We start from the raw sequence: 24,846 nt of genomic DNA, 5'->3' as shown, positions 1-24,846 counted from the left end.
GAGCATGCTTTACCATGAACTGCAACCAGTTGATACGTATTCTCTCAAATTATCTACGCCGTTTTCAGACTATGATCGGCAACTTCTTACTCTGTTATACCAGCCGTTAACCGGACCTGAAGCTATGGGGCTATTTTCAACAATGCTTGCAGATGCAGATATACGAGAAACCCGTGAGTTCACCCATTACCATTTGATGAACATTTTAACAATGCCCTTGAAAACGGTGTTTAAAGCACGGATCTCGCTTGAAGCGATTGGGCTGCTGCGCACATTCACTAAAACGGAAGGGGATCATCGTTCTTTTATATACGAACTAATGGCCCCGCTGGACGCAACGGACTTTTTCCAGGATCCGTTACTCGCAACCTTCTTATTCAGTAAAATTGGAGAACAGCCGTATCGTGATTTACGTGCGCGGTTTGCAACAGGTCACCCTGAAACTTCAGGATTTACAGAGATTTCAAGAACTTTCATGGATGTCTATACGCCGGTGAATAGTCATGCCTACGAGCTGCAAAACGATCAGGAACTATCAGTGCGTACCAGGTCAGCGGGTGTCCCATTTGAACAATCTGTTTTCGACTTCAATTTGCTGTTGAGCGGTCTATCCGAGCAGATGGTTCCGCGTGCTGCACTCTCAGGTATATCACATGAACTCATTGCAAAATTAGCTTTTATGTACGCTCTTAATCCTTTGGATATGCAGAAAGTCATTATGATGGCATTGGACGAGAACTTGGAAGTACCGGAAGACCGTCTGCGTAAAGCGGCTAAAGATTTCTATAAAATGAATATCTCGAAAAACCCTCCGAAACTCGAGAAGATTTATAATGCAGATGTCCCGCCTCAAGAATATGACGGGCCCAAAACGAAAGACCGTGAGCTCATTGCCTATTTCGAAAGTACATCCCCTAGGGAGATGCTGTTGCATTTGACGGGAAAAGAACCTATGCCAGTCGATGTCCAGCTTGCTGAAAGTCTAGTCAACGGTCATGGATTGAAAATGAGTGTTGTGAACGTATTATTGCAATACATTTTGTTGCGAAATGATATGAAAATCACAACTAGTTTTGCACAGCGAATTGCTTCGCACTGGGCATTGAAAGACATTGATACAGCCGAGAAAGCTATGGAGATTGCTAGACAAGAGCATGACCAATATACGAAGTGGATGAGTGAAGGCGGCAAATCCAACAAAGGTACAAGAAAACCGACGCGTGAGGAACCGCTGCCTGAGTGGTTCTATAAAAAAGACAATAAGAAAGAAGCACCAAAACCTGCTCAAACAGAAAATAAAGATACCATTAATGAGAAACGAAAAACGGATGAAAAACGTCAAGCGTTACTCGCCAAATTAGAATCAATGCGAAACGGGGTGAATTAAATGGAGCGAGTTGGGGAAGCGATGAAACGAGTAATTAACGCACCTGCGCTAGCAGCACGATATGAAGAATTAAGAAATGAAGTGCTTGCGAATGAGAAAGTTCAGCAATTTATAGAAGAACATGCAGATGAAATTGACAAACAAGTCGTTGAAAAGAGTTTGAACAAGCTCTACGAATTCACAGCTGCATCCCACCAATGTGACAAGTGCCCAAACCTCGATGGATGCATTAATGTCATGAAAGGGTATGAGCCGAAACTCACCTTTAATCAGGGGCTCATCGATGTCACATATATCCGATGTCCGCGGAAAGAATTGGACGATGAAAAGCGAGCTGTCAATAAGATGCTGAACAGCCTGTACATGCCAAAAGATGTTATGGCTGCAAAACTCCTTGACGTTGACACTTATCATGACGACAGCCGTTTGGATATCGTGGAGAAAGCCAGTGAATTCATAGCAGAATATGAAAAGACAGGGAAGCCCCCTGAAAAAGGTTTATATATCCATGGTGAATTCGGAACTGGGAAATCCTTTATTTTGGGTGCGCTTGCGAACGAATTGGCGAGTCGTCAAATCCGGACCGTCGTAGTTTATTTACCTGAGTTTTTACGTGAAATAAAACAATCCATACAAGATAACTCACTTAACGAAAAAATTGAGTTCGTTAAAAAAGCAGCTGTTCTCATGATTGACGACATCGGCGCGGAGTCGATGACAGCATGGGCGCGTGACGAAGTGTTAGGAACAATCTTGCAATATCGCATGGCAGATCAGCTTCCTACATTCTTCACATCAAACTTTACGCTGAAAGAGCTGGAGCATCATCTTACCTATTCTCAGCGCGGCGAAAAAGAACCCATTAAAGCAGCACGCATTATGGAACGGATCAAGATTATGAGCGATTCTGTGCTATTATCGGGGAGCAATCGCCGGAATCCTGGAAAAGACTGATTGTTTTCGGTGATTTCCTTGCAATTTCTGACTATATTCACTATAATAATCACAACACAAACGATAAAATGCTTTGATAAGGACAACGATTGCTGGAACGGCCTACAGAGAGCAGGGGATTTGCTGAGAACCTTGCAGGACACGACACCAATCTACCGCCTTTGAGCAGCAGCAGGGAACCCTTTCGTACCTTTACGTACGGATTTTGTACCTGTTGACGGCCCCGGCCCGTTAGCCGCTTGAAGCTTCATCTTTCCGGTTTATTCCGGATTGGAGGAAGAAGGGTGGAACCGCGAGTACACGTCTCGTCCCTTTATGGGATGGGGCTTTTTTGTGTTCAAAAATAGATAAAAGGAGTGCATTGACATGTCAAATTCAATTCATTTAAAATTTCCTGATGGTGCGGTTAAGGAGTTTCCTGCCGGCACAACAACTGAAGATGTAGCAGCGTCTATTAGTCCGGGACTTCGTAAAAGTGCACTGGCAGGTAAGTTGGATGACCAGCTCATCGATTTGAAAACACCGATTGATCAGGATGGAGAAATTGCCATCATTACACAGCAATCTCCTGAAGCACTTGAAATTTTGCGTCACAGTACGGCACACTTGCTTGCTCAAGCAGTAAAGCGCAAATTCCCGGATGCAAAACTCGGTATCGGACCGGCCATCGATAATGGGTTCTACTATGATATCGATTCACCGACACCAATTACTGCTGATGACCTTCCAGAACTTGAAAAAGAAATGAAGCGCATCATCGGTGAGAACTTGGAAATCATACGTTATGATGTGTCACGCGCTGAAGCAGAGCGCCGCTTTAAAGAAATCGATGATGAATACAAATTGGAATTGCTCCAGGCAATTCCTGAAGACGAGCAAGTTTCCATCTATGAACAAGGTGAATTCTTCGACTTATGCCGCGGAGTCCATGTGCCTTATACAGGAAAGTTGAAGGAATTCAAATTACTTAGTATCGCAGGCGCTTACTGGCGCGGTAACTCAGACAACAAAATGCTGCAGCGTATATACGGAACAGCATTCTTCAAGAAGGACGAACTTCAAGCCCACTTGAAAATGCTTGAAGAAGCAAAAGAACGCGACCACCGCAAAATAGGTAAAGAACTGGACTTGTTCATGAACTCGCAAAAAGTTGGTCAAGGACTGCCGCTTTGGCTTCCAAAAGGTGCAACCATCCGCCGAGTTATCGAACGATACATCGTCGACAAAGAAGAACGTCTCGGCTATGATCACGTCTATACACCAGTTCTGGGCAGCGTGGAGCTGTACAAAACATCCGGACACTGGGATCACTATCAAGACGGCATGTTCCCTGTGATGAGCATGGACAACGAAGACCTGGTCCTTCGTCCAATGAACTGCCCGCACCACATGATGATTTATAAGAATGGCATTCATTCCTACCGAAACCTGCCTATTCGCATCGCCGAGCTCGGCACAATGCACCGTTATGAAATGTCTGGAGCACTTTCAGGACTTCAGCGGGTTCGCGGGATGACTTTGAACGATGCGCACATCTTTGTTCGCCCAGATCAGATTAAAGATGAATTCCAGCGTACAGTGCAGCTCATTATCGACGTTTATAAAGACTTCAACATTACAGACTACTCATTCCGTCTCTCTTATCGGGACCCTGCGGATACTGAAAAGTATTTCGATGACGACGCGATGTGGGAACGTGCACAACATATGTTGAAAGACGCAATGGACGACATGGGCCTCGACTATACAGAAGCAGACGGAGAAGCGGCATTCTATGGTCCGAAACTCGACGTCCAAGTGAAAACTGCGATTGGTATGGAAGAAACTCTATCTACAGTGCAGCTAGACTTCTTACTGCCTGAACGCTTCGACCTCACATACGTTGGAGAAGACGGAAAGCAGCACCGTCCAGTCGTTATCCATAGAGGTGTCGTATCCACAATGGAACGCTTCGTAGCCTTCTTAATCGAAGAATACAAAGGCGCATTCCCAACTTGGCTCGCACCAATCCAAGTCGAAGTTATCCCAGTCTCACCTGAAGCACACTTTGACTACGCAGACAAAATCCGTGAACAACTCGTCGCTGCCGGATACCGAGTAGACCTTGACAGCCGCGAAGAAAAAATCGGGTACAAAATCCGCGAAGCCCAAGTCCAAAAAGTACCCTACATGCTCGTACTAGGAGACAAAGAGATCGAATCAGGCAACGTCAACGTCCGTAAATACGGAGAACAAAACTCCGAATCCATGAGCTTCGAAGCATTCCTGGAACTCTTGAAAAGTGACGTAGCTCACTAAGATCTTTTGTTTTTTAATTGTCCTTAAGGAATATCGAATTTTAACATCACACCGTTGATTGAAGCGCAGGGCGGCGACTCCGGAGGGATCAGGGTCATGGAAACAACCTAAGTTCGCGGCGTCCTGCCGCAACGGTTGCATGACCTGCATCCTGCAGGCCCGCGTCCGCCTGTAGCGGAAATCAATCTGTCTATTTTATTCCTAATAAAAACCCTTGACACTTTCTCTAAAGGATGATAAAGTAGATAAGGTTAAAGAATACAGTTTGTGATACAAGAAGGAGCTGCCCGCTTCTCACCTGATCGACGCTGAATTGGCAGTTGTTGAGGTTAGCACAGTAGTGAAGCCGCGTATGTAAATGCGTGTGCGATTGCGGGTAGACAAATCATCCATTTGTCTGCTTTTTTTATTGCCTCATTACCTGAAGGCTCAGAATGCTGAATGGTTTTGCAAGCTGTGCCAGAAACGGTGCAGACTGCTCAAACAGTGTATTCGCGAGATATTATTCGGAGGTGGATTACGATTAGCAAAGATATGTATGTGAACGAAGGAATTCGTGCCCGTGAATTACGACTTATCGACCACAATGGTGATCAGCTCGGCATTAAGTCCCGCAACGAAGCACTTGAAATTGCTGCACGTGCCAACTTGGACGTTGTCCTCGTAGCACCAACAGCTAAACCGCCTGTAGCCCGCGTTATGGACTATGGAAAGTTTAAGTTCGAGCAGCAGAAAAAAGAGCGGGAAGTCCGAAAGAACCAAAAGATTATCCAGGTCAAAGAAGTTCGGCTCAGCCCGACGATCGATGAGCACGATTTTCAAACAAAGCTTCGTAACGGAATCAAATTCCTTGAAGCAGGCGATAAAGTAAAAGCATCCATCCGTTTCCGCGGACGTGCGATTACTCACAAAGAAATTGGACAGCGTGTTCTTGACAAGTTTGCAGAAGCTTGTAAAGAAGTTGGAACAGTTGAGGTCCGCCCTAAGATGGAAGGACGCAGCATGTTCTTGATGCTTGCACCAATAGCTGAAAAAAAGTAAGCTGAACAAACGATTTAGGAGGAACAGATCATGCCAAAAATGAAAACACACCGCGGTTCCGCGAAGCGTTTCAAAAAAACAGGAAGCGGTAAGTTAAAGCGCGGACGCGCTAAAACAAGCCACCTTTTTGCTAACAAGTCGACTAAAGCAAAACGTCACTTGCGCAAATCTTCACTAGTTTCTTCTGGCGATTTCAAGCGTATTCGTCAGATGCTTACTTACATGAAGTAATAGCTTCATCCCGGTTAGCTGATCACTATTGATAGCGAACCCATTGAATTCAAATCTAAATTATTCTTACAGGAATAGCAGGAGGTAATGAACTATGCCACGCGTAAAAGGTGGAACAGTGACGCGCAAGCGTCGTAATCGAGTATTGAAATTAGCAAAAGGGTATTTTGGTTCTAAACACCGTCTCTACCGAGTAGCAAACCAACAAGTCATGAAGTCATTAAACTATGCTTACCGTGACCGTCGCCAGAAGAAACGGGATTTCCGCAGACTTTGGATCACACGTATCAACGCGGCAGCTCGTGTAAACGGTATGTCTTACAGCACACTTATGCACGGACTTAAAGTTGCTGGTATCGACGTAAACCGTAAAATGCTTGCTGATCTTGCAGTAACAGATGCAGCTGCATTTGCTCAGTTTGCTGAGACAGCAAAGAAATCACTTTCTAAATAATTGATTTCCTCAACGTCACGGTTCCGAATTGATTCGGAACGTGACGTTTTTTCTTTGTATAAAATCTTTCATAGATAGGTGTAAAGGTTCTGCGGATATAACCGACAGTAAGAGTAAGGAGAGATTTTATTGAGTACCTTAGGAATCGAATGGATTGCTTTTTTGTCCATATGGGCATTTGCAGCGATGGGCTATGATAAACGGCAAGCGAAACGCAAGAAGAGTCGTGTTTCTGAAAAAAGTCTCTGGCTCCTTGCGATATTCGGCGGTGGAATCGGCGCTTATTTCGGCATGCAGGTTTTTCGGCACAAAACGCTTCATACCTCATTTCGTGTAGGGTTTCTGATGCTGGCTTTAATTGATGCAGTACTCATACTTTACCTCGCAGGACTGAAAATGCCGGCACTCCCGCAACTTTTTTAACAGCGGAATACATGATGCAATAGGGGGCAATCACATTGGATATGAACAAATTATTTCACATGCAGCAAGAACTTGATTCATACATACAGGCACAGCACGATCTTTCAGGAAGAAATCTTTTTGAAGACAAAGTCCTCGCATTGCTGGTCGAACTTTCCGAGTTGGCAAACGAAACGAGATGTTTTAAATTCTGGAGCATCAAAGGATTTTCTGAACGATCGGTTGTATTAGAGGAATATGTAGACTCCATCCATTTTCTTCTATCTCTCGGAATTGTTAAGAATTTGACGGATTTCAATGAATGGAATTTTAAAACATCATCAGACTCTCTCACCACAACTTTCCTTAAAACAAATCAAGCGGTTCTGGAATTCGGTCAACGTCCAGAAATGTCTACATACATAGGCCTTTGGAATCAGTATGGAACACTCGCTGAAAAACTTGGTTTTTCATTGCAGGAAATCTATAATGCGTACATTGAAAAAAATGAGAAGAATTATGAACGACAAAAAACTGGGTATTGAATGAAAAGTTTCCCTAGGGAAAGCTTTGTGCAACTATCTTTTTATTAAAAAATAAAAGATTGACAAATCCATAGAAATGAAAAATAATAGAATTACTAGACACTAGAGGAGGATTTTTTGTGAACGACTGGAGTAAAGAGGCATTTGGTATTAGGTTAAAGGAACTAAGAGAGCAAAGAGGTCTATCGATGATGGCTTTTGGAGCTGCGATCGGAACTTCCGCTAGCCGCATTAAGGACTGGGAAAAAGGCAAAAACGCTCCATCGGCAGCTTGGGTTGCTAAAATTTCGGAGCGTTTCAATATATCTACGGACGAGCTCATTCTGGGAGACTCAAAAAAGTCTTCTGCTTTCAAACAAGTGAATTCTGCAAGTGCGGAGTCACTATATGAACGTTTGCGCGAAACAATTACAGTTGACGGGTTTTCGGATGAACGGGACGAAGACACGGAGATTCTTTACGCCCAATTGGATACAGGCAACAAAGCGAGATATCGCAGCGGGAAAGGACGCCGTCTTGCTGAGCGTGAATTGCTTAACTTGTTAACGGATCTTCCTAAAAAAGATGTTCTGGAATTATTAGAACTCGCTAAGTTGAAGTGCCGTCTTCAAAAAACACCTGAAACAAAATAATGGTAACTCAACACAATGGATATGTCTCTCCGTTGTGTTTTTTATTTTGGATAATTCCTCAAATACGATATGATAGAGTGAGTAACCGGAAGATTCAAATAATCCTAAAATAGAGAGGAAGTTGACAGTGAAAGCAATTATTCATGGTGATCAAGGACTAAGATTAGGAGAAATGCCGGAACCGGCTGCAAAAAGCGGAGAAGTGGTAGTCGCTATTAAAACGGCTGGACTGAACCGAAGAGACTTGTACATACCAGAAAGAAGAGGACACAAAGGACATGATTTGGTGCTCGGTTCAGATGGTGCGGGAGTCATCGAATCCATTGGGGAAGGCGTAACCAAATGGTCTGTTGGAGACGAAGTGCTGGTCAATCCTTCTCTGAATTGGTTTGAAAAGAGTGACGGATCACCAGACGGATTTGGACCGCTTGGGATGCCTGATGACGGGACATTCGCTGAAAAGATCGTCCTTTCTGAAGAGCAGCTGGAAAAGCGTCCTGGGTACTTGACGTGGGAGGAATCTGCAACTATCGCATTGGCTGGACTAACAGGTTACCGGGCACTCGTAACACGCGGCAATGTGAAAAAAGGGGACACGGTATTCGTCCCAGGAGCGGGAAGCGGCGTCGTCACATTCATTATCCAATTTGCCGAAGCTATCGGTGCACGTGTCATTGTCACTTCAAGAAGTGCAGAAAAAAGGGAACATGCGTTGAAATTAGGTGCAGACCGTGCGATTGATACGAACGCGGACTGGAACGAAGAGTTAAAAGATGAAACCATTGACCTTGTTATTGAGAGCGTCGGGAAAGCAACCTTTAATCGTTCTCTTGAGTGTTTGAAAAAAGGGGGCCGGTTAGTAGTGTTCGGTGCGACGACTGAAGATGTCATCGATTTAGATTTACGTGAACTATTCAATAAGCAGCAGGAAATTATCGGCTCAATGATGGGGAGCCGAGATGAGTTAAGAGAAATGCTGGCTTTTGCAGAAAAGCACAACATCCGTCCGGTCATCGATCAGACGATACCGCTGGATGATGCTATAAAAGGATTCAATATGCTTGAAGACAGTACGCAGTTCGGTAAAATCGTATTTACTATATAAAGACAACAGCCCGCTATCATCCTAATCAGGAAATAGCGAGCTGTTTTTTTATGAATTCAACTGAATGCTGAAGCATATCCCTTATAGGGCTTTATCATCTACAGAATCTAACCACTCTTCAATAGTACCGACGACTGATTCAACACAGCCATCTTCAAAAGGAGAGACTAGGTTTGCTTCTTTAACCAATTCAGTGAATGACTTAGAGCCGCCCAGTTTACATAAATGTACGTAATCGTTCCATGCAGAATCATGATCTTCTCGGTCTTTCTTCCAGAATTGGAATGCGCATATTTGTGCCAGCGTATAGTCGATGTAGTAAAACGGAATTTCATAAATGTGAGCCTGCCGTTGCCAAATGCCGCCGCTTTCTAAATACTCATTTCCATCATAATCACGCTTCGGTAAATAAATTCCTTCTATCCGCTTCCAAGCTGCTTTACGTTCAGCTGGAGTCATCTGCGGATTATTGTACACTTCATGCTGGAACTCATCGACAGCTACACCATAAGGTAAGAATAAGAGACCGCTGCTAAGATGCGAGAACTTATACTTATCGGTCTGCTCATTGAAGAACAGCTCCATCCATGGCCATGTGAAGAACTCCATACTCATCGAGTGCACTTCTGCACCTTCACTTGTTGGCCACACATACTCAGGTATTCCAATGTTGCGGCTGGAATAGACTTGGAAGGCATGGCCAGCTTCGTGAGTCAGTACATCGATATCGCCAGACGTTCCATTAAAGTTTGAGAAGATAAAAGGAGAATCGTAATTATCGATGAACGTACAATAGCCGCCAGCTTCTTTGCCTTTTTTCGCAACGAGATCCAGTAAATTCTTTTCCGTCATATACGTAAAGAATTCATCCGTTTCATGAGACAATTCTTTATACATTTCCTTGCCCTGCTCTATGATCCATTCCGGAGACCCTTGCGGAACTGCATTGCCGGTTAGATAGTCAAGTGACTGATCGTAAAACTTCAAACTGTCGACACCGATACGGGCTGCCTGCCGATCGTATAACTTATTTGCAACCGGTACGATATAGTCACGGACCTGATCGCGGAAGTTTTTAACCATATCAGCATCGTATCCAACACGCGACATTCTTACATATCCCAGTTCGGTGAAAGTAGCAAATCCTAATTTTTTAGCGATCTCATCACGAAGTTTAACGAGACGGTCATAAATATCATCAAATTTCTCTGAGTTTTTTTCATAGAACGAATACTGGGCGTTCATAGCGTCTTTTCGTACAGTTCGATCCGTGGACTCCATATAAGGTCCTAGTTGAGCAAGCGTCAACTCTTTCCCGTCAAATTCGATTTGAGCAGAAGCTACAAGTTTTGCATATTCAGAAGTTAACTTATTTTCTTGCTGAAGGAGCGGCATCACTTCAGGTGAAAATGCGCGAATTGCATGATCAGCAAGAGCGAATAATTGTGATCCCCATTGTTCTTCTAATTCTTTCCGGAATTTAGAGGCAATGAGTGCTTTGTAAAATTCAGTAGAAAGCCCTTGGAATTCTGGACTGACTTCATCAAAGTAATCTCTCTCTTGCTGATAGTATTCATCATTCGTATCAATGGAAGAGCGGATATAAGCGAGATTCGATTGTGTTGAATAATCATTTCCGATGGCATTGATTTTTTCAATAACTGCATTTTGGGTTTCAAATGAATCGGCGTCGTTGAACTCATTCAAAAGTTCAGTGAATTCTTTTTTAATATCGTCCATTTCAGGGCGGGCGTACTGGTATTCGTCAAACGTAATCATAATCTTCCTCCACTCTGCTAATAATTTTCATTCCATTCTATTGTTCCTGAAAAACTTGGAAAATGCAAAAACGAACTTCTGTGAGTCGTAATTTTACGTGGACAAGTGTAAATGTATCCCCCATAAGGTTATCATGGTATGATGAAGACATGTACGCATGAACGAATTGTAAATTGATTGAAGAGGGGAATACAAATTACTTATGAATATTACACAGTCTACAGTTACAGAGTTGAGAGATCCGACAGGCATCCTTACAGGGAAACGCTATGAGGTGTACCTATACTTGGAGTTCGAAGAAGATGATGAATTAGTAGAAGAAGATGCCGCTGGAATCCGTACGATTTACGTTGTTGATGGGGAAGCAGATAAAGTTACAGCAACGTACTTCTTTAAAAAAGGAACAGAGCAAGCATTGGATTTTGAATTGGAAGATGAAGAGATCGAAGAAGTTCTCGCGTTTTGCAGAGAGAACGTAGAAAAAGTAGAAGAAACGTCAAATAACAACTAAAAAAGTATAGGTTGCGTTCAAATAACGTGAAATTCTTTTTTAAATAGTGGATAATAAGCGTAGAGCCGAATGGCAGGGCGTAAATATGCAAAAACGTCCGGAAGTTCTACAAAATTTTTTAGTAATGGAGTGTTTACTATGGATCGAGAAATCGTCGATATTACGATCATTGGCGGAGGGCCAACAGGTCTGTTTGCTTCTTTCTATGCAGGGATGCGAGAAATGTCAGTAAAAATCATCGATAGCCTGCCGCAATTAGGAGGACAGTTAATAGAATTGTATCCTGATAAATATATATATGACGTCGGAGGATTCCCAAAAATCCTTGCAAAAGATCTTGTTGCTAACCTAGTAACACAAGCGCATCACTCAAACCCTGAGATTCTGCTGGGCGAAGCTGCACTTTCTGCGACTCGCGATGGAGACCATTTTGTTTTAAAGACAGACAAAGGGGAGCATTTAACAAGAACTATTTTGTTAACAGCAGGAATCGGGGCATTCCAGCCGCGTAAAATTGGTATTGAAGAAGAAATCCATTTTGAAAATACGAGCTTACATTATGGCATTAAAGATTTAGCGATGTTTAAAGACCATAACGTACTTGTCTGCGGCGGCGGGGATTCAGCAGTTGACTGGGCATTAATGCTGGAAGATATTGCGAAAAGCGTTACACTCGTACATCGTCGTGAGCGGTTCACAGCACACGAAACTAGCGTTAACCAACTGATGGAATCGAAAGTAAATGTCATGACTTCACGCTCAATTAAATCCTTGCGTGGAGAAGACGGTAACGTGCATGAAGTACAAATTGTGCACAAAGACGGTACAGAAGAAGTTATGCCAATGGACCATGTCATCGTCAACTACGGAAATATCTCATCATTGGGACCTATTAAAGAGTGGGGTCTGGAGATGGAGAAGAACTCTATTGTTGTAAATACTCGCATGGAAACCAATATTGATGGAATTTACGCAGCAGGGGATGTCACGAATTACGACGGCAAAGTGAAATTGATTGCGGTTGGACTTGGTGAAGCGCCGATTGCTGTAAATAATGCGAAAGCGTATCTCGATCCGAAAGCTCGGGTACAGCCATTGCATAGTACAAGCGTATTTTCATAAGTGAATATACAAAAGCCCAGAGGATTTCTTCTGGGCTTTTTTTTACATATTTTTTGAATCCGCTTCAGGCGGGCTGAACAAGTTTGAGACGAGAAGTCCCATAATCAGGGCAACTCCGCTCATGACAAAAGGGGTGCCGCTTTCAGGAATCCCGGGATAAATGACAAAAATAGATCCAACAATCAAACCGATAATAATTGAAAACGTCAGCGTTGCATAGTTGTTAAGGAGGTAGTGGATGATTTTACTGCTAATGGCAAATCCTAAAACAACCCCTAAACCAATCACGATGATAATCGGGATGTTGAAATCAGACACGGCACCGATTGCTGTGGAATACATACCAAGCAGCAGAAGTACAAATGATCCGCTAATGCCAGGCAATAACATCGCTGTACTCGCAGCCCAGCCTGACAGCAATAAAACTACTGTAGTGGTGGGAGTCAATGATGTAATAATGGAAGTATCTGCCGGTTTTATGAAAGCAGTCATCGCCAGCAAAACACCAACAATGAGCAACACAAGATAATGCCAAGCTTTAAACGTTGATTTTATTTTTGCTTGTTTCGCCATAAAAGGCAGAATTCCTATAATTAATCCCATAAAAAAGAATTGCGTCGGAGCGAAGTAGTTTTCTAAAAGAAACTTGATAACTCTGCTGAAAAGTATAATCGTCGCGCCCATGCCAATTGCAAGCGGCAGCAGGAATCCCATATGTTTGCGCCAATCTTTACTGAATATCCCATTGATTGAAGTAAGCAAACGGTCGTAAATCCCTAATAGGAACGCAATTGTTCCTCCGCTGACCCCGGGGATTAAATCACTAATCCCCATTAAAAATCCTCTATAAATATTTCTCCATTCCATGTGTGAATCCTCCAATTTAGTGCTTGAACCTATGACGTCACTTAGTTAGTAAATGTTCCTAATCAAGGATAACGCAGAAATTCAGGCATAGAAAAGCGCATAGTCGGATGGTGCCGTCTATGCGCCATTTTCATACATTATGAAACGTGTGTTTCGGCACGGCGGGCTTCAATCGCTGTCAGCCGTTCGTTAAACTCTTCTTTAGTCAAGTTGTGCTCTGCAAAATAGCGGTTACGCGGATGTGTACGGCATTCATCGGAACAACTGCGCATATACATATGCTCGTTTTCTTCTGAACAAAGAATTTTAGCATTGCATTCAGGGTTTGCACAATTTACATAGCGCTCACAAGGTGTTCCATCAAAGTGATCACGTCCGACTATGACGTGTTCAACTTGGTTTACAGGAACTGCAATTCGCTCATCGAATACGTAACACTGTCCATCCCATAATTGTCCTTTTGCGACTGGATCTTTACCGTATGTGACGATTCCGCCGTGTAACTGGCCCACATCCTCGTACCCTTCACGCTTTAACCAGCCTGTGAACTTTTCACAGCGGATTCCGCCTGTACAATAGGCAAGAACTTTCTTGCCTTCAAGCTGTTCTTTGTTTTCACGAACCCACTCAGGTAAATCACGGAAGTTTTCGATGTCTGGTCGGATGGCTCCGCGGAAATGACCTATATCATATTCATAATCGTTTCGAGCATCAATGACGACTGTATCTTCTTCTTGCATTTGTGCAAGGAATTCATCAGGAGACAAGTAAGTTCCTGTAGTTTCTAAAGGATTTACATCATCTTCCAAGCTGAGGTTGACGATTTCTTTGCGTGGGCGCACGTGCATTTTTTTAAATGCATGTCCTTCAGATTCATCTATCTTAAACCAAAGGTCCTCAAATCGCGGATCATTCTTCATATGCTCCATATACGCATCTGTTTGTGCGATTGTACCTGAGCATGTTCCATTAATGCCTTCTTCACCAACTAGGATACGTCCTTTTAAGCCGGTTTCCTTACAAAATTTCAAGTGCTCTGCTGCGAATGTTTCTGGGTCTTCAATTTGAACGTACTTGTAAAACAGCAATACTCGATAATTTTCTTTTTCCATGGTCCTAACCACCTTCTGTTTTTTCACTTTGCAATAGGGTAAAACAGTCGGCCCGGTGCAATTACAGTTTTTTACACATAAAAGCAACCCGCATTTGCAAGATCCGGGACAAGCATATTATATCATAAAAACTGGTTCTGAAAAAGTGAACAAAATTCGACTAGAAACAATTGTAATCTCTCAACTTTTGTACTAGTATTTAGAATAGATATAGAAACTAGATTTTACCATGGATAAGCAAATTTGCTGAATTAAAGGATGTTCATTACTTGGAAGTATGCGTATGAAGGAGTTTTAATGTTATGAAGAAAATGTTCGGAAACAGAAGATTTAAATTAATCGATGTGCTGCTTACGACAATTATCGTGTTTTTAGCAATGACGGCCATTCTGCTTGTTTTTTCTAAAGGGAGCTCTAATAACCAGTTGAAATCTGCGACTAGTCCATCATCAGAAAAGGACGCAGTCGTTGTAGACAAGTCAGACTCTAAATTTGAGGGCATTAAAATTGTGACTGAAACTTCTAATGATCCGTTAGCCAAATATGCAATTCAATATCCGCAGAGTAAAAACCAAGACTTTAATAATAAGGTAGTTACATATATTAAACATGCGAAGAAAAACTATTTAGAAGCAATTCGCGATGTGAAAATTGAAGATAACAAAAGAAAAAGCGAATTGAATATTTCTTTTGAAACACATGTTGATAAAAAAGGGAATTATTCATTTGTTTTGATGAATAATGAGTCCCTATTAGGAAAAAAACGTCTATCTGAAATAGAGTCATTCCACTTAAACACGAAATCGGGCGAGCAGCAAGACATTCAAACGGTTTTTAAAGAAGATTCGAATACGCTTCCCACAATGACGGAGCGGGTCAGAAAGAAAATCCAGCATACAGAGAAATTGAGCGATGGAGTCATTACTGACAAAATGCAGATTCGTACAGAGCCGGACTGGAAAAACTTTGAGAACTATGCAATCTCAGAAGAGTCTATGATTTTCTACTTTGAAAGCGGGTCCTTAAAAGATGTGAAGTCAGGTCCGCAAGTTGCAACGATTCCGATCGAAGAAATGAATGATCTATTGAAACCTGAGTTCCAAGTAGCTTCGGAAACTCCTGCGAAAAAAGAGGAAGCAGCTAAACCAGACCCTTCAAAGAATGAAAAAACAGAAGAAACTGCTGATAAAGACAAGCCTTCTAAAGATGAAACAGCGAAAGACGACAAGCAATCAGGAGAGGGAACAGCAGCGCCCAAAACGGAAGAACCTCATGAAAAGAAAATTGCGCTCACTTTCGACGATGGTCCAGATCCGAAATCCACAGTTCAGATTTTGGATATACTCAAAAAGTATGATGCGAAAGCAACATTCTTCATGTTAGGAAGCCGAGTAGAATATTACCCCGATACAGCTAAAGCCGTAAAAGCTGCGGGTCATGAAATTGGGAACCATTCATGGAATCACCCAGACTTAAGTAAAATGCCATTACCGAAAGCATTAGAAGAAATTAATCGGACCACTGCGATCATTCAAAAAGTGACTGGTGAGAAGCCGACTGTTTTCAGGCCGCCATATGGTGCATATACGGATCAGTTAAGTAAACAAACAATCCCCCCAATCAAGTTATGGAATGTGGATACACTGGATTGGAAATATCGGGATGCCAATAAACTGCTGGAAGAAGTGAAAAAATCGACAAAAGACGGAAGCACAATCTTAATGCATGATATACATCAGTCAACCGCAGATGGATTGGATGGTGTTATGGCTTATTTGCAAAGCCAAGGCTATAAATTCGTCACTGTTTCAGAATTAGATAAATGAAAAAAGAACGTACAGGGATTTTAAATCCTTGTACGTTCTTTTTAGGTTGAACTCTATTTCAACAATTAGTTGACAAGTACATCATCCATTGAAATGTCGAGTGCGTTTGCTACACCTTCACCATATGCCGGGTCCGCATGATAACAATGTTTGATGTGTCTGATCTTAATTTCTTTTGGTGCATCGCCCATATTGTCCGCTGTATTTCTGAATAGCAGTTGTTTTTGTTCATCATCCATAAGATTGAAGAGTTTTCCAGGCTGAGTGAAGTAATCATCATCATCTTCGCGGAAATTCCAGTGATCTGCAGCACCGTGTAATTTCAATGGAGGTTCTCTGAAATCTGGCTGTTCTTGCCACTCACCAACGCTATTCGGCTCGTAAGAAGTTCTGCTGCCATGATTTCCGTCTACACGCATTTGACCGTCACGATGGAAACTGTGGAACGGACATTTTGGCGCATTGACTGGGATTTGATGATGATTGACACCTAGACGATAACGCTGAGCATCTCCGTAAGAGAATAAGCGGGCCTGCAGCATTTTGTCAGGTGAAAAACTGATTCCTGGAACGACCGCAGCTGGAGTGAAAGCAGCTTGTTCTACTTCAGCAAAGTAGTTTTCTGGATTTCTATTCAATTCGAACTCTCCAACTTCTATAAGAGGGAAGTCGCCTTTATACCAAACTTTTGTTAAGTCGAATGGATTGAAAGGCATATTCGCTGCTTCTTCTTCCGTCATCACTTGTACGTACATTTTCCATTTCGGGAAGTCTCCATTATCGATGCTGAGAAGCAAATCACGCTGATGGCTTTCGCGATCGGTAGCGATTGTTTTGCTTGCTTCCTCATCCGTTAAGTTTTCAATTCCTTGTTGAGAGCGGAAATGGAATTTCACATAGTATCGCTCGTTATCAGGACTGATAAAGCTATACGTATGACTGCCGAATCCATGCATGTGACGATAAGTGCGCGGGATTCCGCGCTCACTCATTAAAATGGTGATTTGGTGAAGCGCTTCAGGGAGTGATGTCCAGAAGTCCCAATTGTTTGTCGCGCTTCTTAAGTTCGTGCGCGGATCACGCTTGACCGCATGATTCAAATCTGGAAATTGAAGCGGATCTCTAAAGAAGAAGACAGGTGTGTTATTTCCTACCATATCCCAGTTACCTTCTTCAGTGTAGAACTTCAGTGAAAATCCGCGAATGTCGCGTTCTGCATCCGCTGCACCGCGTTCACCAGCTACAGTTGAGAAACGTGCAAACATCTCTGTCTTTTTACCGACTTCTGAGAAGATTTTTGCTTTCGTGTATTTTGTAATGTCATTTGTCACAGTAAACGTACCGTACGCGCCTGATCCTTTTGCGTGCATGCGGCGTTCAGGAATAACTTCACGGTCGAAATGTGCAAGCTTTTCAATTAACCAAACATCTTGAAGAAGTAGAGGACCCCTGGGACCTGCAGATATTGAATTCTGATTATCAACTACAGGAGCACCTGCAGCAGTTGTCAATTTTTTACGAGACTCATTCTCATTATTGTTCATGTGTATTCCTCCTATGTAATGGATTGTGAAACTGTTTCCTAACTATAGCAGAGGGATTCTTAGATAGCTAGCATTTTGTTTAGAATCATTATCGTTAAGGAGAAGTTATTATTAACAGATAGTTAGCGTTACAAAAATTCTATTTTGGAAGAGGCATTCTATGAAAATCTGACCTTGTGACAACATTTCAACATTAGACCCCAAAAACCCCCCGAAGTTTTGAGGTTTGTAACAGATCATACGCTAATTGCTCACAAAGTACTTTAGCGTTTAATTTATAATGGAGACAGATCGAGATTGAGGGGAGAGGTAGAGATGGAAGAGGTTTTACTTTCAAGAATCCAGTTTGCATCGACAACATTGTTTCACTTTATATTTGTCCCGTTGTCTATCGGATTGGCGCTGATCATTGCGATCATGCAAACGCTCTACGTAGTAAAGAAAAAAGAAATCTATATGAAGATGACGAAGTTTTGGAGTGTGTTCTTCCTTATTAACTTCGCAATCGGTGTAGTCACAGGTATTTTCCAGGAGTTCCAATTCGGAATGAACTGGTCGACATATTCCAGATTTGTAGGAGATATTTTTGGAGCACCACTAGCAGTTGAAGCGTTACTGGCGTTTTTCCTTGAGTCCACATTTATAGGGATTTGGATCTTCGGTGCACAGAAGCTCTCTAAGAAAGTTCACTTAGCTTCTATATGGCTTGTTTCATTCGGAACAGTGATGTCAGCATTTTGGATTTTAGCAGCAAACTCATTCATGCAAAATCCTGTTGGCTATGTTTTACAAAATGGCCGCGCTGAAATGAATGACATTGTCGCGCTGTTAACGAATGAAAAATTGTGGGTTGCTTTTCCGCATACCATGTTCGGCAGTATCGCTACGGGAGCATTCTTTGTAGTTGGAGTAAGTGCGTTCTATCTTATTAAAAAGCGTCAAGTAGACTTCTTTAAGAAGTCTATCGGAATCGGTTTGATCGTTGGTCTAGTTGGCGGATTAGGTCTTGCGTTCACTGGTCACTCTCAAGCCCAGTATTTAATGCATGCGCAGCCAATGAAAATGGCGGCTGCAGAAGGACTTTGGCAAGATAGTGGAGATCCGGCAGCATGGACATTAATTGCAAATATTGATTCGGAAAATCGTGTAACGACAGGTCGAATCGAAATACCTTACTTATTGAGTTATCTAACGTACAATGAGTTCTCAGGTAAAGTATTGGGAATGGAAAGTCTAGAAAAACAAATGATTGAGAAGTATGGAGAGGGAGATTACATTCCTCCAGTGAAGACAACATTTTGGAGTTTCCGTATTATGGCGGGAACTGGCGGAGCGCTAGTTGGTGCGAGTCTTCTTGGTTTGTTATTGTTGTTCCGCAAAAAGATTGCGGCATCGACTTGGTATTTAAGAGTGATGATTCCAGTGATTTTCTTACCGTTTATCGGTAACTCATTTGGATGGATCATGTCTGAAATCGGTCGTCAGCCATGGGTCGTTAACGGTCTCATGAAAACTGCAGACGGGGTTTCACCGAACGTTTCAGCAGGACAGATTTTGTTCTCACTGATTTCGTTCTCAACAATCTATGCAATCCTCGGGATTATTATGGTTGTGTTATTTGTGAAGGTCATTCAACGCGGACCTGAAGAGCGTAAGCAAAAAGACGTATCCGTTACAGATCCGTTTAATGTAGGAGGCGTGTCTAATGGCTCTAAGTGATTTGTGGTTTGTGTTAATCGCGGTTCTATTCATAGGGTTTATATTTCTTGAAGGCTTTGACTTTGGTGTAGGAATGAGTTTGAAATTCCTCGCTAAAGATGAAACAGACAAACGTATGCTCATTAATACGATTGGGCCAGTCTGGGATGCCAACGAAGTGTGGCTGATTACAGCAGGCGGAGCAATGTTTGCAGCGTTCCCACATTGGTATGCGACAGTTTTCAGCGGGTATTATATACCGTTTGTCGTCTTGCTGCTGGCATTGATTGCCCGTGGAGTAGCGTTCGAGTTCAGGGAAAAGTTCGAGTCCGCAAAATGGGTGAAAACATGGGATTGGGCAATCTTTGCAGGCAGTATTTTACCGCCTTTCCTATTAGGTGTCTTGTTCACAAGTATGTTGAAGGGAATGCCTGTGGATGCCGATATGAACATGCACGCAGGATTCTTTGACTTCGTGAATGTCTATACAGTAGTGGGTGGATTAGCATTTGTGCTAATCTCTTATTTACACGGATTACTGTTTGTCACTTTAAAAACAGAAGGATCCATTCGTACCCGTGCAAAAGAGGCTGCATTAAAAATCTATTGGGCAACTGGCGTTGTGATGATCGCGTTTGTCGCTCTAACAGCAGTCTATACAGAAGCGTTTGCGAATAGAGGACCGATCTTGATTCCGCTATTTGCAGTTGTGATTGTTTTGTATGCGTTCCTTCACCGTTTAATTGCAAAAGGACGCGAAGCATTAAGCTTTACGGTTACAGGGATTACATTGATCGCGGTGATGGCTTCGTTCTTCATCGGATTGTTCCCGAACGTATTGGTCAGCTCATTAGATTCTGCATTTAACATGTCAATCCGGGCAGCGGCATCAGGTGACTATTCGTTGAAATTAATGACATTCGTTGCGTTTACAATGGTTCCGATTGTGATTGCCTATACAATTTGGAGTTACTACGTATTCCGTAAACGTGTTACGGCAGATGTGGAGCATCTGGACTATTGATGGACCGACATCTTCTTCGGTATAACGGCAGCAAGAAAACCTTTGCGCTTGTTGGGATTTTGACAGTCGTTCAAGCGGCATTCATCATCCTGCAAGCTCTCTCCTTGTCTTCAGCCATTACCCGGATGTTTCATGGGCTAGCTTGGAAGGGAACCGTTATATCGCTCGCCGTGTTTTTTGTTGCTCATGCGATTCGTCATTCCCTTCAATGGGGAAAAGAACGCGTTGCACTCAAGTTTGCAGATGATATTGCTCGTTCGACCCAAGACCAGTTAGCTGAAGCACTCTTACGGGATGGCACTGGAATGATTGCAAGACAAGGTTCAGGATCTTTGCTGACTCTTACTTTAGAAGGTGTCCCGAAATTCCGTAAATACGTGGAACTGTTCATCCCAAGATCGTTATCAATGGGAATCATCCCAGCAGTAATCCTCGTTTATATTGTCACGTCCGATTTAATGTCTGGCGTGACTCTTTTCCTTGTAATGCCGATATTAATCATCTTTCTGATTCTGATTGGAATTGTATCGAAGAAGAAGATTGATGATCAAATGGGAACGTACCGTCAACTTTCACGACACTTTGCGGATTCTATTCAAGGGATTGAAACGCTGAAGTTTTTAGGACGGAGCAAGTCCCATGAGAAAGCGATTGAAGAAGTGAGTGACAAATACCGGGTTGCTACGAATCGCTCGTTAAGCTATGCATTTTTGTCTTCGTTCTCCCTGGATTTCTTTTCAAGTCTTTCTGTAGCCCTCGTTGCAGTGGAACTTGGTTTACGGTTAATCAATGGCGGGATCGGACTAGAAGCAGCGCTTGTAATTCTCATATTAGCACCTGAATACTTTTTGCCGGTTCGTGATTTAGGGGCTGATTTCCACGCAACAATGGATGGAAAAGATGCTGCGGATGAAATACGTTCACTACTTGCGGATTCAGAAGCGAATGGTGAACACGAATCGATTGTCATTCCTCTGGTTACGAAAGACAGCAGATTTACAGCAGCCTCAATTGGTAAACTAGGCGATCATGACATTGAAATTACGAAAGATGTACAGTTTTCTGTAACAGGTTCACAAAAAGTGGGGATAATCGGAGCTTCAGGGGCTGGAAAGTCCACTCTGATTGACCTGTTAGCAGGCTTTACATCACCTTCAAGTGGGGCATTTGAGATTGGAAACGAGTCTGTCAGTTCGCTTGCATCAGATTCTTGGCGCAAGCAAGTCACCTATATCCCGCAGCACCCAACAATTTTCTCAGACACTCTAGCAAACAACATTCGTTTTTATCATCCGGAAGCCAGTGATGAAACCGTTTATAAAGCCGCGCAAGCAGCGGGTCTTGAGCAGCTGGTCGATGAACTGGCGAATGGGTATGATGAGATGATTGGTCAAGGCGGCCGTCCGCTATCAGGCGGGGAAGAACAGCGTGTTGCGATTGCTCGTGCACTGCTGGAAGATTCCGCGGTCTTGTTGTTGGATGAACCGACAGCGCACTTGGATATCGAAACAGAACACGAAATCAAACAATTGCTTCTGCCTATTCTTGACGATCGGCTCGTATTCTTTGCAACACATCGCTTGCACTGGATGAAGGAAATGGACTGGATTCTTGTCATGGAAGATGGCCGTATCGCTGAACAAGGGACTCACGAGGAACTGTCTGCACAAGACGGTGTCTACAGCAAATTAGCGCGTGCACAGCGGGAAGGGATGATGCTATGAACTACGTCAAAAGCTTCGTTACTCCATACATGAGCAAGTATTGGAAGTTAATGTCGGTGACTGTTCTCTTAGGCATTTGTTCTTCCTTATCTGCGGCACTTCTGATTTTTGCATCGGGTTACTTGATTTCTGCAGCTTCAGAACGGCCAGAAACGATTTTACTTGTCTACGTTCCAATTGTATTGGTCCGGGCTTTCGGATTGTCTCGCGCAGCGTTCAGTTATGCTGAACGCATGACGGGACACAATGCGGTGTTAAAAGTGCTGTCTGAAATGCGCGTGCGGCTATATCGTGCGCTGGAACCGCAAGCCCTATTTATCCGTTCGCGCTTTAAGCGGGGAGATTTGCTAGGGACATTAGCAGACGATATTGAACATTTACAAGACGTATATATCCGTACGCTATTCCCTACAATCAGCGGCTTGTTCATATTTGTATTTGCAACTGTATCTGTCTCTATTTTTGATTGGAAATTCGGTTTGTTTATCGGACTGTGTTTAAGTGTGATTGTCATCATCTATCCAATGCTGTCATTAGTGATGATGAAGAAACACCAACTAAAGTCAAAACAGCAGCATACGAAGTTGTACCATACATTAGGGGACGCAGTTTATGGGATTCGCGATTGGCTCATTAGCAGCAGAACCGCTGATTTCCTTAGTAAGTTCAAGTCTGAGCGTAATGTCAGTTACGAAACTGACAAAGAACTTGCAAAGCGTGACCAAAACAGAACGTTCCAGCTTCATTTAATTTCTGGTGTTATTACTGTGGTTGTAGGAGTCTGGGCTGGAATGCAAGCGATTGATGGAACGATTTTACCAACGTATATCGCAGCATTTACACTCGTCACACTTCCAATCATTGAATCGTTAATTCCGATTTCACACGCCGTTGAACGAATTCCTGCGTACAACGAATCGTTTGCACGTATTCAGCACACGGAAGATACAGCACAATCCGTATTCAAGTCAGCTGAAACGGTGGATGAAGTGCCCGATGCTGCAGATATCCTCATTGAGGGTGTGTCTTATGCATATGAGTCAGAAAAACGACAAGCCCTTCACCGGGTTGCTCTCCACATCAAACAGGGTGAAAGAGTAGCGGTTCTCGGCAAAAGCGGTGCAGGCAAATCGACGCTGGTACAACTTTTATTAGGAGCGTTAAAGCCGGATGAAGGAACCATTCGAATCGCAGGGGAAGCCCCAGAAAAGTATGGAGAAAACATCCATCAACTTGTGAGTGTATTAAACCAAAAACCTTATTTGTTTGGGACAACGATTGAAAATAATATTCGTCTAGGCAATCCTTCTGCGACAACTGAAGAGGTCGAACGGGTAATCCGCCAAGTTGGATTAGAAGATTATCTAAAAAAGCTTCCAGACGGGCTGCAAACGCAGACGGAAGAAGCAGGCCGGCGCTTCTCAGGCGGCGAACGGCAACGCATTGCGCTGGCACGAATTTTGCTCAACCATACTCCGGTGGTGATTGTCGATGAACCCGCAGTTGGACTGGATCCTGAAACTGAACGCGGCCTCATTCAGACAATGATGGAGAGTCTGAAAGGGAAAACAGTTATTTGGATTACCCACCATCTGATGGGAATGGAATTGATGGACAATATTGTCTTTTTAGAAGCTGGAGAAATATCGGATGAAGGCACACATGAAGAACTGCTGGCAAAATCTGTGCGCTACCGACGCCTTGTTGAATTGGACCGCGGAATCTGAGTTTTACTAATCAGAAGCGGACGATTGGGAAATTGAATACTTAGAAAAGACTATGCCGAATGTATTTTACACGTACATTTGACATAGTCTTTTTCTTGTTTTTTGAAATAATGATCTCGGGATCAGTACAGCATTAGATGATTTTGGGACGGGGTATTCTTCGTTAGCAAACCTAACCCATTTACCTTTCCAATAGTTAAAAGTGGACCGTGAAGATCGGTCAAGTGACCATTATGGAAGGTGTAGAAACGAAAGAACAATTAGAGCTGATCGAATTCAAGGCTACTATTTCAGTGAACCAGTTCCTCCGGACGACGCATACAAACTTCTTTAACCAATTTAAAAACACTCCGCTGGCAGCGGAGTGTTTAAAATGGCCATCCGAACAAATAGCCGAGTGAGATGCATATAATACCTGAAACCGTTGTACCGAGTGAAGAGAACAACATATACCGCTTTACCGCCATCCCGCTCATTCCGGAAAAACAACAGACGAAATGACGCATTCCCGGTACGAAAAAGCCTAGCGTTACCGTCCAGGAACCATAACGGCTAAACCAGCGTTCGACCCGCAGTACCCGCTTTTCGGATAGGCCGATCCATTTACCAAAACGTTCAACAATTGGGCGGCCCACTTGTTTACCGATTGTATAGGTCACAAGTGTTCCGATGAAAACACCTAAAATCGCAATTGTCATTGCCCCTGTGAAATTGAGAAGCCCTGAAGAAGACAAATATCCCGTAAAAACGATGACGAATTCATCCGGCATGGGTAATCCGAAAATACCGAGCGCCAAAAATAGAAAAACAGCAAAGTACCCATAATGGGTAACGAAATCTTGAAATATACTCACTTAAATCCC

At 43.0% G+C, this 24,846-nt stretch carries 22 protein-coding genes; 17 read left to right on the top strand and 5 right to left on the bottom strand.

The features are described from left to right. Positions 1–4: 4 nt before the first annotated feature. The 10 genes from PGH26_RS09645 (at position 5) to PGH26_RS09600 (ending at position 9,049) form a co-directional block, all read left to right on the top strand. Positions 5–1,387, top strand: coding sequence for a replication initiation and membrane attachment family protein (locus PGH26_RS09645; RefSeq protein WP_323690865.1), 1,383 nt, complete (start codon positions 5–7; stop codon positions 1,385–1,387). Then, positions 1,388–2,341: a primosomal protein DnaI gene (dnaI, locus tag PGH26_RS09640; protein WP_323690864.1), complete on the top strand. Its 954-nt coding sequence runs from the start codon at positions 1,388–1,390 to the stop codon at positions 2,339–2,341. A 366-nt stretch (positions 2,342–2,707) separates the two neighbouring features. After that, complete coding sequence (thrS, locus tag PGH26_RS09635) at positions 2,708–4,639, top strand: threonine--tRNA ligase (protein WP_323690863.1); 1,932 nt, start codon at positions 2,708–2,710, stop codon at positions 4,637–4,639. A gap of 534 nt (positions 4,640–5,173) precedes the next feature. Next, a complete protein-coding gene (gene infC / locus PGH26_RS09630) occupies positions 5,174–5,680 on the top strand; it encodes a translation initiation factor IF-3 (RefSeq protein WP_323693508.1) in 507 nt (168 codons plus the stop codon). Positions 5,681–5,710: 30 nt separating this feature from the next. Next, on the top strand, positions 5,711–5,911 hold the full coding sequence (rpmI, locus tag PGH26_RS09625; RefSeq protein WP_039043978.1) for a 50S ribosomal protein L35: 201 nt from the start codon (positions 5,711–5,713) through the stop codon (positions 5,909–5,911). Positions 5,912–6,005: 94 nt separating this feature from the next. Next, complete coding sequence (rplT, locus tag PGH26_RS09620; RefSeq protein WP_025783744.1) at positions 6,006–6,365, top strand: 50S ribosomal protein L20; 360 nt, start codon at positions 6,006–6,008, stop codon at positions 6,363–6,365. A gap of 129 nt (positions 6,366–6,494) precedes the next feature. Continuing rightward, positions 6,495–6,788 (top strand): DUF1294 domain-containing protein, encoded by a 294-nt coding sequence (locus PGH26_RS09615; RefSeq protein WP_323690861.1) that lies wholly within the window; start codon positions 6,495–6,497, stop codon positions 6,786–6,788. A gap of 41 nt (positions 6,789–6,829) precedes the next feature. Next, positions 6,830–7,312: a dUTP diphosphatase gene (locus tag PGH26_RS09610; RefSeq protein WP_323693507.1), complete on the top strand. Its 483-nt coding sequence runs from the start codon at positions 6,830–6,832 to the stop codon at positions 7,310–7,312. Positions 7,313–7,431: 119 nt separating this feature from the next. After that, on the top strand, positions 7,432–7,944 hold the full coding sequence (locus PGH26_RS09605; RefSeq protein ID WP_323690860.1) for a helix-turn-helix domain-containing protein: 513 nt from the start codon (positions 7,432–7,434) through the stop codon (positions 7,942–7,944). A 127-nt stretch (positions 7,945–8,071) separates the two neighbouring features. Next, the gene (locus PGH26_RS09600; protein WP_323690858.1) at positions 8,072–9,049 is read left to right on the top strand and encodes a zinc-binding dehydrogenase; all 978 of its coding nucleotides are present in this window, start codon (positions 8,072–8,074) and stop codon (positions 9,047–9,049) included. Positions 9,050–9,130: 81 nt separating this feature from the next. Here PGH26_RS09600 and PGH26_RS09595 read toward each other — a convergent pair whose 3' ends face one another. Continuing rightward, positions 9,131–10,828 carry a M3 family oligoendopeptidase gene (locus tag PGH26_RS09595; protein ID WP_323690857.1) on the bottom strand — a complete coding sequence of 566 codons (1,698 nt, stop codon included), beginning with the start codon at positions 10,826–10,828 and terminating at the stop codon, positions 9,131–9,133. 202 nt (positions 10,829–11,030) lie between these two features. On the opposite strand from PGH26_RS09595, the gene PGH26_RS09590 reads away from it, so the two are divergent. Continuing rightward, complete coding sequence (locus tag PGH26_RS09590; protein ID WP_323690856.1) at positions 11,031–11,339, top strand: DUF6509 family protein; 309 nt, start codon at positions 11,031–11,033, stop codon at positions 11,337–11,339. 138 nt (positions 11,340–11,477) lie between these two features. Continuing rightward, positions 11,478–12,461, top strand: coding sequence for an NAD(P)/FAD-dependent oxidoreductase (locus PGH26_RS09585; protein WP_323690855.1), 984 nt, complete (start codon positions 11,478–11,480; stop codon positions 12,459–12,461). A 42-nt stretch (positions 12,462–12,503) separates the two neighbouring features. Here the strand turns inward: PGH26_RS09585 and PGH26_RS09580 are convergent, their stop codons facing one another. Further along, positions 12,504–13,328: a DUF368 domain-containing protein gene (locus tag PGH26_RS09580; protein WP_323690854.1), complete on the bottom strand. Its 825-nt coding sequence runs from the start codon at positions 13,326–13,328 to the stop codon at positions 12,504–12,506. Between the two features lie 137 nt (positions 13,329–13,465). Beyond that, entirely contained in the window at positions 13,466–14,440 is a 975-nt protein-coding gene (trhO, locus tag PGH26_RS09575; protein ID WP_323690852.1) for an oxygen-dependent tRNA uridine(34) hydroxylase TrhO, read from the bottom strand. A gap of 302 nt (positions 14,441–14,742) precedes the next feature. On the opposite strand from trhO, the gene PGH26_RS09570 reads away from it, so the two are divergent. Beyond that, a complete protein-coding gene (locus PGH26_RS09570) occupies positions 14,743–16,266 on the top strand; it encodes a polysaccharide deacetylase family protein (RefSeq protein ID WP_323690851.1) in 1,524 nt (507 codons plus the stop codon). 65 nt (positions 16,267–16,331) lie between these two features. Here PGH26_RS09570 and PGH26_RS09565 read toward each other — a convergent pair whose 3' ends face one another. Beyond that, positions 16,332–17,810: a catalase gene (locus PGH26_RS09565; RefSeq protein ID WP_323690850.1), complete on the bottom strand. Its 1,479-nt coding sequence runs from the start codon at positions 17,808–17,810 to the stop codon at positions 16,332–16,334. Between the two features lie 315 nt (positions 17,811–18,125). On the opposite strand from PGH26_RS09565, the gene PGH26_RS09560 reads away from it, so the two are divergent. The 4 genes from PGH26_RS09560 to cydC are packed head-to-tail and all read left to right on the top strand — an operon-like array spanning position 18,126 to position 23,983. Further along, entirely contained in the window at positions 18,126–19,529 is a 1,404-nt protein-coding gene (locus PGH26_RS09560; protein WP_323690849.1) for a cytochrome ubiquinol oxidase subunit I, read from the top strand. After that, a complete protein-coding gene (gene cydB / locus PGH26_RS09555) occupies positions 19,516–20,532 on the top strand; it encodes a cytochrome d ubiquinol oxidase subunit II (protein WP_323690848.1) in 1,017 nt (338 codons plus the stop codon). Before PGH26_RS09560 ends, cydB begins: the two co-directional genes overlap by 14 nt. Continuing rightward, positions 20,532–22,256 carry a thiol reductant ABC exporter subunit CydD gene (gene cydD / locus PGH26_RS09550; protein WP_323690847.1) on the top strand — a complete coding sequence of 575 codons (1,725 nt, stop codon included), beginning with the start codon at positions 20,532–20,534 and terminating at the stop codon, positions 22,254–22,256. Before cydB ends, cydD begins: the two co-directional genes overlap by 1 nt. Beyond that, the gene (cydC, locus tag PGH26_RS09545; RefSeq protein WP_323690846.1) at positions 22,253–23,983 is read left to right on the top strand and encodes a thiol reductant ABC exporter subunit CydC; all 1,731 of its coding nucleotides are present in this window, start codon (positions 22,253–22,255) and stop codon (positions 23,981–23,983) included. The genes cydD and cydC overlap by 4 nt, the downstream gene beginning before the upstream one ends. A gap of 368 nt (positions 23,984–24,351) precedes the next feature. Here cydC and PGH26_RS09540 read toward each other — a convergent pair whose 3' ends face one another. Continuing rightward, the gene (locus PGH26_RS09540; protein ID WP_323690845.1) at positions 24,352–24,837 is read right to left on the bottom strand and encodes a DedA family protein; all 486 of its coding nucleotides are present in this window, start codon (positions 24,835–24,837) and stop codon (positions 24,352–24,354) included. Between the last annotated feature and the right edge of the window lie 9 nt (positions 24,838–24,846).

The sequence above is a fragment of the Sporosarcina jeotgali genome (genome assembly GCF_033304595.1).
Classification (GTDB): domain Bacteria; phylum Bacillota; class Bacilli; order Bacillales_A; family Planococcaceae; genus Sporosarcina; species Sporosarcina jeotgali.
This window is presented reverse-complemented; position numbering and strand designations above follow the sequence as displayed.

What these genes read in the sequence shown, in the direction of transcription:
- PGH26_RS09645 (WP_323690865.1), top strand. Translation starts at nt 5, where the DNA reads ATGCTTTACCATGAACTGCAACCAGTTGATACGTATTCTCTCAAATTA.
- dnaI (WP_323690864.1), top strand. Translation starts at nt 1,388, where the DNA reads ATGGAGCGAGTTGGGGAAGCGATGAAACGAGTAATTAACGCACCTGCG.
- thrS (WP_323690863.1), top strand. Translation starts at nt 2,708, where the DNA reads ATGTCAAATTCAATTCATTTAAAATTTCCTGATGGTGCGGTTAAGGAG.
- infC (WP_323693508.1), top strand. Translation starts at nt 5,174, where the DNA reads ATGTATGTGAACGAAGGAATTCGTGCCCGTGAATTACGACTTATCGAC.
- rpmI (WP_039043978.1), top strand. Translation starts at nt 5,711, where the DNA reads ATGCCAAAAATGAAAACACACCGCGGTTCCGCGAAGCGTTTCAAAAAA.
- rplT (WP_025783744.1), top strand. Translation starts at nt 6,006, where the DNA reads ATGCCACGCGTAAAAGGTGGAACAGTGACGCGCAAGCGTCGTAATCGA.
- PGH26_RS09610 (WP_323693507.1), top strand. Translation starts at nt 6,830, where the DNA reads ATGAACAAATTATTTCACATGCAGCAAGAACTTGATTCATACATACAG.
- PGH26_RS09595 (WP_323690857.1), bottom strand. Translation starts at nt 10,828, where the DNA reads ATGATTACGTTTGACGAATACCAGTACGCCCGCCCTGAAATGGACGAT.
- PGH26_RS09590 (WP_323690856.1), top strand. Translation starts at nt 11,031, where the DNA reads ATGAATATTACACAGTCTACAGTTACAGAGTTGAGAGATCCGACAGGC.
- PGH26_RS09585 (WP_323690855.1), top strand. Translation starts at nt 11,478, where the DNA reads ATGGATCGAGAAATCGTCGATATTACGATCATTGGCGGAGGGCCAACA.
- PGH26_RS09580 (WP_323690854.1), bottom strand. Translation starts at nt 13,328, where the DNA reads ATGGAATGGAGAAATATTTATAGAGGATTTTTAATGGGGATTAGTGAT.
- trhO (WP_323690852.1), bottom strand. Translation starts at nt 14,440, where the DNA reads ATGGAAAAAGAAAATTATCGAGTATTGCTGTTTTACAAGTACGTTCAA.
- PGH26_RS09570 (WP_323690851.1), top strand. Translation starts at nt 14,743, where the DNA reads ATGAAGAAAATGTTCGGAAACAGAAGATTTAAATTAATCGATGTGCTG.
- PGH26_RS09565 (WP_323690850.1), bottom strand. Translation starts at nt 17,810, where the DNA reads ATGAACAATAATGAGAATGAGTCTCGTAAAAAATTGACAACTGCTGCA.
- PGH26_RS09560 (WP_323690849.1), top strand. Translation starts at nt 18,126, where the DNA reads ATGGAAGAGGTTTTACTTTCAAGAATCCAGTTTGCATCGACAACATTG.
- cydB (WP_323690848.1), top strand. Translation starts at nt 19,516, where the DNA reads ATGGCTCTAAGTGATTTGTGGTTTGTGTTAATCGCGGTTCTATTCATA.
- cydD (WP_323690847.1), top strand. Translation starts at nt 20,532, where the DNA reads ATGGACCGACATCTTCTTCGGTATAACGGCAGCAAGAAAACCTTTGCG.
- cydC (WP_323690846.1), top strand. Translation starts at nt 22,253, where the DNA reads ATGAACTACGTCAAAAGCTTCGTTACTCCATACATGAGCAAGTATTGG.